The organism is Novipirellula aureliae (genome assembly GCF_007860185.1).
Lineage (GTDB): Bacteria > Planctomycetota > Planctomycetia > Pirellulales > Pirellulaceae > Novipirellula_A > Novipirellula_A aureliae.
In genome coordinates this window covers 243,195-257,003 of the sequence record NZ_SJPY01000003.1, presented here as the reverse complement: position 1 = coordinate 257,003, position 13,809 = coordinate 243,195, and the positions used below count along the sequence as shown (strand labels likewise).

The 13,809-nt window shown below is 52.7% G+C and carries 7 protein-coding genes; 1 reads left to right on the top strand and 6 read right to left on the bottom strand.

Features of this window, described 5'->3' with window-relative positions:
* Positions 1-230 precede the first annotated feature (230 nt).
* From Q31b_RS10265 to Q31b_RS10255, 3 genes are all read right to left on the bottom strand, one after another.
* The gene (locus Q31b_RS10265) at positions 231-551 is read right to left on the bottom strand and encodes an HU family DNA-binding protein (RefSeq protein WP_146599602.1); all 321 of its coding nucleotides are present in this window, start codon (positions 549-551) and stop codon (positions 231-233) included.
* A 233-nt stretch (positions 552-784) separates the two neighbouring features.
* Positions 785-6,013 (bottom strand): Ig-like domain-containing protein, encoded by a 5,229-nt coding sequence (locus Q31b_RS10260; RefSeq protein WP_146599601.1) that lies wholly within the window; start codon positions 6,011-6,013, stop codon positions 785-787.
* 498 nt (positions 6,014-6,511) lie between these two features.
* A complete protein-coding gene (locus Q31b_RS10255; RefSeq protein ID WP_146599600.1) occupies positions 6,512-7,540 on the bottom strand; it encodes a glutamine synthetase beta-grasp domain-containing protein in 1,029 nt (342 codons plus the stop codon).
* A 496-nt stretch (positions 7,541-8,036) separates the two neighbouring features.
* Here Q31b_RS10255 and Q31b_RS10250 point away from each other — a divergent pair, with 496 nt between their 5' ends.
* Positions 8,037-8,594, top strand: coding sequence for a hypothetical protein (locus tag Q31b_RS10250; protein ID WP_146599599.1), 558 nt, complete (start codon positions 8,037-8,039; stop codon positions 8,592-8,594).
* 257 nt (positions 8,595-8,851) lie between these two features.
* On the opposite strand, the gene Q31b_RS10245 is transcribed toward Q31b_RS10250, so the two are convergent.
* The 3 genes from Q31b_RS10245 to Q31b_RS10235 form a co-directional block, all read right to left on the bottom strand.
* The gene (locus Q31b_RS10245; RefSeq protein ID WP_146599598.1) at positions 8,852-9,241 is read right to left on the bottom strand and encodes a DUF3859 domain-containing protein; all 390 of its coding nucleotides are present in this window, start codon (positions 9,239-9,241) and stop codon (positions 8,852-8,854) included.
* Between the two features lie 25 nt (positions 9,242-9,266).
* Entirely contained in the window at positions 9,267-10,361 is a 1,095-nt protein-coding gene (locus Q31b_RS29485; protein ID WP_315860388.1) for a hypothetical protein, read from the bottom strand.
* 145 nt (positions 10,362-10,506) lie between these two features.
* Positions 10,507-13,791, bottom strand: coding sequence for a protein kinase domain-containing protein (locus tag Q31b_RS10235; RefSeq protein WP_146599597.1), 3,285 nt, complete (start codon positions 13,789-13,791; stop codon positions 10,507-10,509).
* Between the last annotated feature and the right edge of the window lie 18 nt (positions 13,792-13,809).

Here is a 13,809-nt window from a genome sequence, read left to right as displayed (position 1 = left end):
CGTCTTCAAGTTGAAATTTGTTGTGATCCTGTCATCTAGAGGATAGATGAGACGGCGGGTCGATGCAAGAAATAAGTGCCTTGGTTTCCGTACGGTAGTGAATTGAAGCCAGCAAAACGGGATTAGGGTTGAGGCGTGTGGGACATCAACGAAAAAACCTCGTGCTTTCACACGAGGCTTCGCTGTAAGTCAAGTCGGTTATCGCAGTAACCGAGCTTCCGAAAAGATCGTTAGATCATTTCTTTCAAGCCCTTCAACGGACGAATGGAAAGCTTCTTGCTCGCTGGCTTTGGGTTGAGCCAGATTTCCTCTCCGTTGGCAGGGTTGCGACCCTTTCGCTTGGGCTTCGCTTCAACGTCTTTCAAGACAATCTTGCAAAGGCCCGGGATTGCGAATTGGCCAGGGCCTCCCTTTGCTAAGGACTTCTCGATTTCGACAGTCAATGCATCGAAAACAGCAGCAACGTCCTTCTTGGTTAATTCAGTTTGCTCAGCGATGTTAGCCAAAATTTGAGTCTTCGTCGGAGCCTTTACGGGTGCGGCTTTTGCCATTGTGCGACAACCTTTGCGTTTGAAAGTGTGACTGGTTTGGTTTCGAGCTTCGTTGCTCGCAGTTTCGTATCGGCAAAGTGTTATGTCCAAACCACCGTAAACGCAACCCGCCTTTGGGGCAAAAAGGCAACGTTTTACAGTGTTTTCCGTAAAAACAGCTCGCTCGAGCCGATTTGCCACCGATTTGATGACATTTTGCTCGTTTTTTGCCCAGTTTAGGAGTCTCGATCCCCCTAAATCGCGTCTGAAATTGCCGCGTCAATCGCGTCACCCGAGAGCATGTCGGCTGTGATGGAGTTCTCAGCCACCGCGTCTGCCGACTTCGAGTAGCTCGACAACTCGGACGCCACATCCTGCATCGCATCATCGACCGCTGCCACTCGGTCCGTCCCCCCCTCGCTTGCTGAAGGGTCGCTCGACGACGAGGTCTTGACCCATTCGGGATTGACCGCATCGGGCACAAACACGTCCGCTAGCGAAACGGAGGAAGCGGCCAAAGATTCGCCCTCCGCCTGCACGCCACCAAGTGTGACCGATTGTGGGGCAAACGCACTCACGGCATCAACGCTTTCACCCTCCGCCGTCGTGGTTGCCGTGCTGGCGGTCGACGAGTCGCTGGTGACCGTTTGGAAACTTGTCTCGTCCGCTTCGACACTCACTCGATACAACCGCATCTGGCCAGCCTGCCCTCGCGATTGCACGCGGCGATCATTCTCCGTCGGTAACGTCGTTTCGATCGACTGCGTTGTGGTCTCACTCGTCGAAGAATTCGTGACCGTACGAGTTCCACGAATCGTCAATTCCTGGCCACTGCTATCCAAATCAGCCGAAGCATCGACGATGGTGTCGGTTGCCGCAGAAGGTAGTGACAAAACGCTCGTTTGACCTGGTTCGACAGCTAGCAACAATGACTTTCGAGGTGTTGACCCCAGCCAGTCGCGAATCGAGATATAACTTGGTAGTAACGTTCCGATCGACACGTTGACGGAAGCATCACCCTCTTCGGGTAAACTCGTGACCGCTATCTGCTGTGCACTTGATGTATTGGAGAAGAATGGAATGGAGGGCAGGTCGACGGTGTAGTTGCCTGGCAAAATATTTTCGAACACTGCCTTTCCATCCACCACGCTCAAAGGCAATTCGACGATCCCTCCGAGTTCATCGGTACCGCGAAGCATAATCCCAGAGATCTGTGCAGCCTGGACACCAGCTTCATCAAAAAGCAATGTCAAATCACGTTCGGTGAAGTTCGATACCTCGATCGTAATCGTTCCACTGCTGGTCAACGACGATCCGTCGTTGACGGTATAGGTAAAGGTGTCGGTACCTGTGAAGTCCGCTGACGAGGGTGTATAGAAAATCGATCCGGTGGCGGAGTCGATTCTCACGGTGCCACCTGCGGTCGGTGTTCCCAAATTCGAAAACGTTAGCGTTTCCCCTGAGTCGACGTTGGCTGGCAAATCGCCGATTTCCAAAACCACCTTTTCACTACCACCACGGTTGATGTTGACCGTTGAGTTAGCAACGGGCGGAGCATCGTTAACGGCTGTTACCGTAAACGTGACCGTTGCGACCGATAGACCACCGCCGGTATCACGGATGGTGTAGGTTACTTGTTCGGTGCCATTGAAGTTCGCTTTGGGTGTATAAAAGAACTGGGTCCCGTCATCGCTTTTGCGAACCGTTCCGCCCTGACTAGGCGTTTGAATCGAGTCGATCACGAATGCTTCATTTGACGCATCACGCGTATCGTTAGCGAGCACATCAAAGGCAGCCTCGGCAGCATCTTCAACGACGGTGAACGAATCATCGACTGCAGTCGGCGGTGGGTCGGCCGGAGCAACCGTCACGATCACATCCACCACATCGGTTAAGCTGCCGTCCGACACGGTGTAAGTAAAGGTGTCTGTCCCTGTGAACGACGCTGGAGGGGTGTAGACGATCGACTTGCCGTCGGCAGCGATCGTAATCGTAGCGCCCGAAGTCGATGTACTGACGGTCGATACGCTTAATGTCTCACTTGGCTCACCGCCACTGGTGTCATTCGCAAGAACATCAAAGGTGTTGTTGCGCGATCCTTGGTCGACGTTGAACGTGTCGTCCACGCCTTCGGGTGGATCGTTGGTTGGTGTGACGGTTACGGTCACCGTCGCCGTTTCCTGAATCCCTTCGTCATCGCGGACCCGATAGGTGAATTCGAATTCACCACTAAAGTCTGGGTCGAGCAGATAGCCGACCTTGCCATTGGTAATGTTCAATGCGGCACCACTCGTGGGCTGAGTCACTGACATCAACGTCAGCGTGCCAGTGCCGGAAATGATTTGATCATTGGCAAGCACATCAAACGTTCCCGGAGCCGAATCCTCGGCAACCGTAAACGTGTCGTTGGCGACGGTGAAGTTCTGTCCAATCGCGACGGTAACCGATCCATAAGCGACCGCGTCCGCAGAGATCCGGTCGTTTTGGCCGTACAGCAGCACTTCGCTACCCGACGCGTCGGCTGGTTCCGACCGAATCGTTACCGATCCCGTTTTGAGGGCCTCCATTCGTACCGTCGCAATCAGGCTATCTTCCAATTCACTGGGGGTCAAGCGATCGGTTGCCGCTCCAATCTCATCGATGAGTCCGTTGGAGAAGACGCCGTTCTGAACGGTCGGGAAACGGTCGGTAAACGTTATTGTCGCCCCTGATGCAGGCTGGATGAATGAGTTGTCATACAAGATATCCGCAAACGCCGCAAAGATCCCGGCTCGCGATTCTTCGTCACGTGCATCAACGCCGATCAGGTTGAGTAAGAACTGTTGTCCAACTTGCAACTTCGTAACGGGCTGCCCCTGCAAATCGGTGATCGTCAATTTGATCTCCGCATCCGGTTCGCCTGCGACCGTGACGTTCAGCGTTTCATTCCGCGTGTTTCCCGCAAGGTCGGTCAGCGTTAATGAAAAGGCCTGCACGCCTGTCTGAGTGGTTGTCGGTGTCCACGTGATTTCACCCGTTGCCGCGTTAATCGTCGCTCCAGTCGGCGAGTCACTTAACCCGTAAACCAATCCATTGCCCTCTTCGGGGCTGCTCAAATCGGTTGTGTACTGCCGGCCGACGTTGGCTTGGGTTACCGCCGTTGCGATAACGGAGGCAGGCATGGTCGTGTCGTAGGTTACTAGGATAGGCGTCGTTTGCGCACTATTGGTCGAACCGATACGTTGTCGTGCAGCAATGTTGTAGGTTCCATCCACCTGCGCGGCAATGTTGCTTGTCACGATCGTGATGGTCGAGCCCGTCCCTGCCCCCGTCCCGATCACCTCTCCTGTATTCGTGTCGACGAGTTCGACAGTGGCCCCATCGATCGTGCCACTCACCGTAAACGACAAGGAGGCTGCCGAAGTGATGTTATCCGAATTGCTGACGCCGGAATCACTTGCTGCAGCCAAATCAACCGCTGTTGGCGGCGCGACCACATTGTTTTGGAAAGCAAACGCCACCTGCTGCGTGTCTCGATCGGCAAACGCATGGCCGCTGATACCAACACCCGGTGCTACGCCTGTGGTGACGCTCATCGTTCCGGTAAATCCAGAGGCAGCATTTGTCGTCACCAACCCTGAGGTCGCATTGACCGTGGCGCTTCCCATCGACGAGTTCGTGATCCCTGTCGCAAAGAGATCGACCAAACTATTGCTGCTACTGATGCCCCCGACAGCAACTCGGATGGAAGCCGTCGAACCGGTGGTCGGCGTGACGGTCAGTAATCCGCTAGCCGCATCGATCGTGATCGATGCGTCGGTGGCACTGGTCTGCAAATTCGCAAAGTAGGTCGCTCCCGCTTCCATCGCTTGAAGCTGAATTTGAACTGGACCGCTGAAGCCGGTTGAGGGGCTGATTAGAACTTGGCTTTGTCCATACGTGCTCGAACTTTGGTTCGTGTCGGGCGTTACCGAAATGGTGCCAACATTGGGAGTGCTAACGGATTCAATGAAGTAATTGACCACATCCCCCTCAACATCCGTACTCGTTAGCTGAAGGTTTGCAGCGTTCCCCGTCTGGGTCACGGCTGGATCGGTAACCGCGCCCAAGAAGGGTTGGCTATTCGAGTTGTCTTGAGTGACCGCAACGGCGAACGTCTCCGAATACGTGTTGCCATCTTGATCGGTAACCGTCATGGTGACATTGGTGGTTCCGGTCGAGTTACCTTTGGCCTTGAGCATCACCACCGAGTTCTCGGTGTCGTCAAAAACATCGATTGAGTTGATTCGAATGTCCGATGTTGGTCGACTACTGCTCGTCGCATGACTGCTAATCGCTTCGCGGACATCCTCGCCTTCGACCAATTGTCCAAAAACCATGTGGTTGAAATCGAGGAACCGCTGAGCGCCTTCGGTAATGAAGAACTGAGAATCGTTGGTGTCATCGCCCGCTTTGGCGTATGACAAGACGCCGGAACCGGTGTGAACGAGTTCGGAATGAAATTGGTCATCGAAATCCCCCAGGTCCGATCCGCCCGTACCAGCGGTCGCAGGGTTGTCCGCACCTGGATCGCCCGCTTGCAGCACGAAATTGTCGATCACGCGGTGAAAGAGGATTCCATCGTAGAAACTCGAATTCGCCAGTTCGATGATACGCCCGGTGGCCGCCGGCGCTCGCTGTTCGAACAATTCGAATACCATGTCGCCGTAGGTTTCCATGTCGATGCGAATCGATCGGTTGCCTTGAAGGACGACCGCTTCAAGCAGGTCGGGATTGTCGACCGAGACCGAAACGGTTAGCGGGCCACCATCGGGATCGTAAGCGTCGACCGGGATATGCAACGGCGCTCCAATTTGGACCGTTTGGTTACCAATCCCTTCAAAGATGGGCTGGTCGCTCAGCGGGATCGGGACGCCACTCTCACTGCTTAGCGTTTCAAGCGTTTGAACTCCCTCGAGCCGTTTGTCGTTGCCCAGAATCCAAGTCGGATAGACGGTAATGCCCTCGGTCGTTGCGATGCTGTTTGGCGTACGATCCGGGTTGGTGACTTCGACAAATGGTAAGTTGTCTTTGCCGTCTTCGAAAAGAGCCTTCTGGGAAGAACAGGAACTGCACCAACTGGCACCATAAAAAACGGCTCCCGACTGTGCTAAATCCTTCGCAAATTGCACCAGATCAGGCTGGGCTTCCCCTTCCGCAACCTGTTCCCCTTCGGCACCACCCGCTTGCGTGATCTGCGAACCGGTCATCGAGCTAATACTGGCAAGTGCCGGTGAAGAGTCGACCGCCACCGAACCATCGGTAAACAGAAGTGGTGTATCGCCTGCCATCAGTTGCCGAGGTTCGAGCGATTCGAGCAGCAGTCGTCCACGGTCCGCCGATTGCGGCATCTGGGCATTAAAACCGAGCCGATGAATCAGTCGGCCAAGCACGCTACGGCGGCTCTTGGTCGATTTTCCTTGCGAATTAGCGGCAGTCGAGGGGGTCTCGGGATTGCGCGGCATGGGGTCTCTCAAAACTTAACGTGAGGGTTATCTGATGGGATTTCTGATCAAATCAACGACAAGGCAGCCTGTCTTCTCTCCTTCGTCGACCACCTATAAACGCTGCGACAAATAAAAACGGCACAACCCGCAAGGTTTACCAAGTCGACCTCAAACGGGCGGAGCCCATACAGACGCAGGCCTCCAGTGGCCAAATCGCCAGAAATCGAAGCGAGTGCTTGAGAAAAGAGTTAAATGCGTTATTGAACTAGGACGGAAAACTTGCCGGATTTGTTCCCTATTATATCTATTCACGGGATTTTCAAAAAAATAAATCACGAGAAGTCCCTGAAATGAGGGAATCGATGCAATTTGCGTCATGTCGCTCGGAGAGCCGAGCGACATTTGCTACGCGAGGATCAAAAAAACGAAAAAAGATCGAAAAAACGAAAAAACGAAAAAAAACCCACGATCACTTTCGTGTCGTGGGCTTCTTTCAAAACTTGGTTTGCTGTGTGCTTACGCGGACGCAGGGACCGTTGCACTCTTGACCGTCGTGATGATGGCACTGGCGACCATGTAGGGGTCTGCGTTCGACGCAGGACGACGATCTTCCAACCAGCCCTTCCATCCGTTCTTAACGGTGGTGATGGGGATACGGATCGATGCACCGCGGTCAGAAACGCCGTAGCTGAACTTGTCGATCGATTGCGTTTCGTGAAGACCCGTCAATCGTTGATCGTTGTCCGCACCGTAGACGTCGATATGGTGCTTGATACGAGGTTCAAACGCCTTGCAAATCGTTTCGTAGACCTCTTGGCTGCCGCAAGTCCGCAGCGTGGTGTTGCTAAAGTTGGCGTGCATGCCGCTACCGTTCCAGTCACCTTGGACCGGTTTGCAGTGCCAATTGATACTCATTTCGTACTCTTCGGCGACTCGTTCTAGCAAATAGCGAGCAATCCAAATTTCATCGCCTGCACGCTGGGCACCCTTGGCGAAGATTTGAAATTCCCACTGCCCCATCATGACTTCGGCGTTGATGCCTTCCACGTTCAAACCGGCATCGAGGCACATCTGCAAGTGCTTTTCGACGATTTCACGCCCAACCGCTTTGCCGTGGCCGACGCTGCAATAGTAAGGCCCTTGCGGACCGGGGAAGCCTTCGACTGGGAAACCGATCGGCTTATTGAGATCAGGGTTCCAGATGGTGTACTCTTGCTCAAAACCGAACCAGAAATCGTCATCCTTGTCTTTGATCGTTGCGCGACCGTTGGTGCGATGTGGGTTGCCCTCGGAATCGAGAACCTCGCACATGATGAGGTAGCTGTTTCCGCCAATTCGACCCGGATCGGGACAGGCGAATACGGGCTGAAGTAGGCAGTCGCTGCTTCCGCCCGGGGCTTGCTCGGTCGAGGAGCCGTCGAAAGCCCACATTTTTGCGTCTTCGACCTTGCCGCTAAAATCTTCAACAACCATCGTTTTACTACGAAGGCTCTGGGTGGGTTGGTAACCGTCGAGCCAGATGTACTCTAACTTGCACTTTGTCATGTAATCGATTCCCCTTGTGAATCACGTGAGAGTTTTGAACGGACAACGAAACCGAATCGCAGCCCCTTCAACATTTCAACCGGTGTCTACCTACCACACCCTGCATCAAGAAAAGACGCGGCAATCCTACCGCGAATCCGCTCCTGAGCTTCCTTATCCAAAACAAGGAATCCGTATCACCCGCCTTAGACTACGCATTAGGATATCCAAAAATTCAGCAAATATAAAGACACCACTTTTTCGGGCTTTCCCCCTAGCCTCTTTACGTGGGAACTTGCCCCGTTACCTGCTGGCTTGGCACGGATCTGCCCCCAAATTAGCTTTTTACGCAGAGCTCTTTTGTAAGCTAGCGGTCGGTAAATGCTCCGACGCTGTTTTTGCTACCATCTTTTCTCGATTTTGTGAGCGAACGGAGCTAGTGCCAATGCGTGATGGACGCTTTACTATTGTTTAGGCTTAGTCTGCACCCTTTTGAACCCAGGATAGTTGTCTCTCGATGAATTCCGACGAACCTTTTCACAATCCCAACGCTGCTCCACGCAATCCACAATCCACTTTCTCTTCCGGCCAACTGCCGCCACATCAATTGCCGCCAAAGAAAAGCAATCCATGGCTCTGGGTCTTGGGGACATTGGGCGTTTTGACCATCGTCGGTGGTCTCGTCTGCTGCGGTGGTGGGTACTACCTGTTCCAAATGGCCCAAGGCATGATCGGTGACCAAATTAAGAATCAGGTGGCCGAGGATCCTACGATCCAGGAACATATTGGCGAGATCGCTTCGATTAAAATGAACTACTCGCAAACGGCTGCAGCCATCGAGGAAAAACCGGATGCGATTGCGTTTGATATCGCAGGCGATAAAGGGACTGGCGTTTTGGTGGTCCAACAAGACAAGTCGGTTCCCGGTGAAACCTACGCACTGCGTTCAGCTGAGTTGATTTTGCCCAACGGCGATCGTCACCAACTGATCCCTGCGGACAACGCCGATGCCGCAATCGAAAGTTCAATTGACGACCCGACCATCGTCGAAGAATTTGAAATGCAAGGATCTTAGGAAGTGTTCTTGGCGTAGTTGCCTAACTCTTCAAAAACAGCTCAACCTACTTCGATATGTTTTTTTCCTCATCGGTAGGAACATGCGTTTGCCCGTCGCGTTTTGATTGGTGGCCAAATAGAGACGGTCAGGCATTGCAGACACTGATCGTAGCCGCACCATTCGTATGCGGAGAAGAAACCAAAACCGTCAACCAACAACGATCACTGATCGTGACAACAACCTCGCCTGCGGGCGAGCACGGCCTAGCCGGTGGATCACCGTTCAAACAGTTCGAACGTCTTTTCCGCTACCACCTTTCCGTCCAGGCTTGCCGACAAGTGCCAATTACCGACTTTGTCTTTGATCGGTTCCCAGATGGTGTCACCTAGATAGAAATTCCAAACGTTCTGTTTGACATAGATGCTGCCATCGAACGGTGGACGTCGGTTGCCATCCGCATCTAGAATTCCCGGATGGTCGATGCAGTATTGTAGAAGCTGATTCTTCGCTCCTTCGAGATGAATGACGAAACCAAATTCCACGCCGACGATCGCTTCGATGCGGGTCGTCGATTCACGAAATGCGGGTAGCTCTTTCGATTGCGGATCCCAGTGCGAATAGATTCCAAAGGTGCGCATCGTCACTTCCGCTTTTCGTTTCGCCATGCTGTTGGTTCACTTTCCCGGAAATCTATTTTCGTTTTCGAACAACGATGTCATCGAATTCATTCATGTCATCAAAGGAACCAATTCCGATGCGACCGGTTGTAAATGTCTTGTCCGTCACCTGGATATGCGGGGTCTGCATGTCATCAAAGTAGATAGCAATCAAACCTGATTGTGAATTGCGTACCAATCGTACGACATGCCAACGGTTGTCCCACGGGGTAGGCGTTTCATTGTTGGTTAGATTTCGCCGTGACGCTTCGTTGACGATCATGATTTGACCGCTATTGGGATCGGGTCTAGCTCCCAGATGAACATAATAGAAATGATGGTCATCCTGATAAGCGAAGAACACGCAGCAGTCACGATGGTTCCCTGTGTCCAATGTGCTGTGAACTTTGAACGTGATGTCAAAATCGGAAAGCTGCAAATCCTTGATCAATGCAACATGTAGAGGACTGCGAACGGGAGGCTTGTATTTGCCATATCTCGCGGTGATTTCGAATGTTGTGTTGCCATTCTTTGTTGACTGTTTCCAAGAGTCGGGATCGAGAATTTCCCAAGCGTCCAAGCCATCTTCGAAATCCTCTTCAAAGACAACCACATCCTCCGAGTCGGTATCATTCGATTCTCGCTCGCTTGCCGTTTCTATCCGCCCAAACAAGTGACCTCCTTTTTCATCGTGTTGCCACGTGCCGGCATAGCGACCTTGATGGATAACGACTCGAGTCGCAAAGGTTCCCAAGCCAGGGATGGTGAGACTTTCAACAGAGATAACCGGCGTGTTTTCAGCCCAGACAATTTTCAGATCAATCGGGACTTCGCTGTCGATGTTGCCGTACCTAATGCGAACGGTCAATCGGTACATCGAACCGGTTGGTAATTTCTCGCACTTTGAAATGGTGTAGTGTTCAGGTTTTAAGTCTTTTGCGGTTGCACCGTCGACCGTGAAATGGCCAATAAATTTGGCGCCCGTTAAATAGTTTGCAATTCGCTGCTCACGCGGTTCTGCAGTCGTCTTCTTCGCATCTTCCGCCGCTTCGTTGGCGATGCAAGTTTGAACGTCTGCATGAAAAGCGGTGAGTATCAGGAGTACGAAAACGCCGGGAAACCATTTCATTGTGAGTGTCCGGAGAGGTGGAGTGGAATATTCACGAAACCACTTCATAATATGAACCGTTCTCGCTTCGAGTGCAACTCCAACGCATTGACGTCTCTCCAAGACACTGAAAAAGGCGAAGCTCGGAAAGACTCGCCTACTGAAACTACCTTCTCGGTCGTTCGCATTTTCGCCAATGGATGTCCGACCGAGTCATCAGCCGACTGCTTAACTGGGCATTGCTCGCATTCAGTGTCGATAGTCTGGCAATGACTTCACATAAATCGATTTGCTGTGCCTCGTGAATCAATTTTGCGGTTGTTCCAGGAATGACCATTACGGTCAACTCGCCTGAATGATATTGTCTTAGTTCGGCTTCAAGTCGTACTTGTTCGCTATGTGTTCCGACGGACAATATCAATCGTTGGACTCCGCCATAATCCAAAAGTCCAGGACGGACCATTTGCATTGCCGTCGCCATCGAGGTGACAGGTTGTGGTTCTTCGCCTTGAATTCCGCATTTTTTTATGCCAAGACTGGTCCCGGTTGTCGAGGAGAGTGGAGCCGATTCGGTCCGACTGTTGTTGATCCTCTCGAGCGAGGCGTTCGTGCCTCGGTCCATCATTTGGGTTGCCTGGTCGAACGATTCAAGTGATCCAAGCGTGCAGGATGCTGCCGACGATGCCCCACCGAGCGCCAAGGTCCGTCCTATTAATGGCGATGCAGCTTCGGTCAACCGCTGCATTAACGCCGTTGGATCGGGCAACATCCTACCTTCGGGAAGTGATCGAACAATGACGGATGATACGAGTTCTTTATGAAGTTCCAAAACGATGTCGTGATACTGCGATGCGATCGGCTCTGGCATCGCATCCCATGGATTCTGTGTCGCGTCGCGACCTTCCGAAAGAGTTGAAATGACCACGGCGAAGGTCGTCGCCAAATCGCGTAGTTTTTCGCTCAAGCGAATGATCGATTTGGCGAATTGGCTCGCCAATTCTGATGCCAAACGGTAGACCATTGACTCAATCAGTCGATTCGCAATTTCATAGTAGGAAGTGCTTTCAGGAGGCAATTTCAAATCTGCCTCCAATACGCTCTCATTCATCGATTCAGCATGGGTGCGAAGTCGACTCACTTCGCTTTCCACGAACTGCCTCAAGCATTGAAGCGTTTCAAGTGCTGTTGTTACATCGAGCCGCTCATGGGTAAAGCGAGTTGATAATTCTCGCGTCAATCGGAGTGTGATGTCGTTAATCCACTCGGCGATGTGAGGCCGGTCGAGTATCTCGAAAGCCCACCCGGTTACCATCTCCCCCAATTGCAGAAGATCACTTTCTTCATTCTCCGATGTGTGAAGCTGGCTACATCGGCTAACGATCTCCATCGTACCGGGGGACTGCTCCGACTCAAACTCACTCGATAGGAGCTTCATCAAGTCGTCGCTGTCGAATCGGCACCGCCGTAGCAAGCGACGGAACAGATCGTTCGCTTTGAGTTTCGCTTCCGCAGGATGCCCCAACCATGTCAATAGCAAGTGGCGAGCCGTTGCCGGAGTCAATATTTCTTCTTCCGGACGACGTAAAACGCCGAGTGGAACAATGCCTACCGAACGCAATTGCGGTTGATCGATTGTTGATTTGGATGGATCCAAATCGGTTTGCCTTGCTTGCTCTAGGAGTGCACCCGCGCCGGTGGTATCGGTCCACAGGTAGTCCCCAATGATTTGAACTGGGCATGGCGCGTTGCTATCCAACTCATTGCTGGCAATCAAGTAAGCATCCTTCAGCGGCGTTCGAGCGGCTGGAACACTTGGCCAACCGGCACCAATGTCACCTGGATAACCATTTCCGGGCTGCATGAAGTGATTGATCTCCAGCAAGGCGGAATGGGCATCGTGATGGGCCAAGGATAGACTGGGGTGATGAACGAGCCCTTTCAATGCCAACATTGACAATATCGTCGCTTGTTCCATCCCATTTTTGTCGAGCACGTCACGCAGCAAATGCACAACATCGATGTAGATTCCGCCTCCTGTGCCACCCGAGAGCGATCCAACAACGAAGACTTTTAGGTTTTCGTTATTGTTTCCATCCGCTTTTAATCTGGTTACCGCTCGGCTTATCGCTTCGATCACCTTGGATCCGTGATCCACGAGCGCCAGCCGTCCAAGCGGACGCATTCCCTCGGTTTGTAACGAACGCGGGATATTGTAGATCCAACGACGTGACAATGTCTGCAAGCGATGGTTTGAAATGGATTCGCGATACTGCTGCGGAGGTCGAAGCGGGATGTGGACGAGTTCGGAACGTGGCAGAGCATCGATACTGTTGGCAATCCTTCCTGCGTCGATGGTGGCCGAGTCCGTGTCGATTAGGATCGAATGAAGCTCGATTGGACTTGCGGAATGTAAACTCGCAATACGACCTCTCAGATCCTGAAGCACCTCGGCACCCACTCCGCCCAGGGAAACTAGCAGTACTTTCGAAATCGTTTGAACGCGTCTGCCCACTTTCCCGTCACCAAGCGACGGTAGGTCCGCGACCGATTTCGGGTTCATCGCCGCGTGAAAATTAGCATCGGTTTCATCGCTCGCGAGTTCGCTATCGTGACTTCGAATCGTGATAGGCTTGTTGGGCGATGCCATCATCGCTTCGATGAAACTTCGGCAGTTCGCAAATCGCCGGTCTGGGTTTTTCTCGAGTGCACGAGCGGCGGCTGGCCGATCACTTGGAGGCAATGGCTCCAGGTCGGGGGCATTGTGAACGTGCTGGGTCGCTAGTTGGGCAATCGTCCGGCCTGTAAAGGGGCGAGTTCCCGTCAGCAGTTCCTGGTACATCACCGCCAAACTGTATTGATCACTATGGAGACTCGGGCGACCATCGAACACTTCCGGCGGTGCGTATGCCGGAGTCAAACCACCCACGATGCTACAATCGGCATCGCGGAGATCCTTCAATAGGCCAAAGTCGGCGACCTTTACATGACCACCCACGATTAGCAAATTGCCCGGTTTGATGTCTAAATGCTGGAGCTGGTACTCCTGGTGCAAGTAATCGAGGGCGTCTGCGGCATCATGCAAATGAGAGAGCAACTTATCGCGTGGAATGCCACACGAACCACGATCACGATGCTCACGAAACACGTCCTCCAAAGAACCATCGGCTAATTCCGTGACGACAACCAATTGGTCATCCACAATCCCAAAACGCTCGAGCGTCAATAGAAACGGGTGTCTAACACTCTTGATTCGTTCGAGACTCTTCAGCTCTCGTTCCGCGCGTTGTTCATCATGCGCACCAAAGACAAACTTGACCGCTTTCTTAATCCCGCCCGGAGCGTTGCTGCGCCACACCTCCCCAAAACCGCCTTTCCCGATGAATTTCTCCAGACGATATCCGGGGATCGGTTCATAGCCGGTGCAGATTCTTCGTTGTTTCGTCGTGGTCATCGCTACAAGCAACTTGGG

Excerpts from the sequence above, each read along its gene's own strand:
- Q31b_RS10250 (WP_146599599.1), top strand. The coding sequence starts at position 8,037 with ATGAATTCCGACGAACCTTTTCACAATCCCAACGCTGCTCCACGCAAT.
- Q31b_RS29485 (WP_315860388.1), bottom strand. The coding sequence starts at position 10,361 with ATGAAATGGTTTCCCGGCGTTTTCGTACTCCTGATACTCACCGCTTTT.
- Q31b_RS10265 (WP_146599602.1), bottom strand. The coding sequence starts at position 551 with ATGGCAAAAGCCGCACCCGTAAAGGCTCCGACGAAGACTCAAATTTTG.
- Q31b_RS10245 (WP_146599598.1), bottom strand. The coding sequence starts at position 9,241 with ATGGCGAAACGAAAAGCGGAAGTGACGATGCGCACCTTTGGAATCTAT.
- Q31b_RS10255 (WP_146599600.1), bottom strand. The coding sequence starts at position 7,540 with ATGACAAAGTGCAAGTTAGAGTACATCTGGCTCGACGGTTACCAACCC.
- Q31b_RS10260 (WP_146599601.1), bottom strand. The coding sequence starts at position 6,013 with ATGCCGCGCAATCCCGAGACCCCCTCGACTGCCGCTAATTCGCAAGGA.
- Q31b_RS10235 (WP_146599597.1), bottom strand. The coding sequence starts at position 13,791 with ATGACCACGACGAAACAACGAAGAATCTGCACCGGCTATGAACCGATC.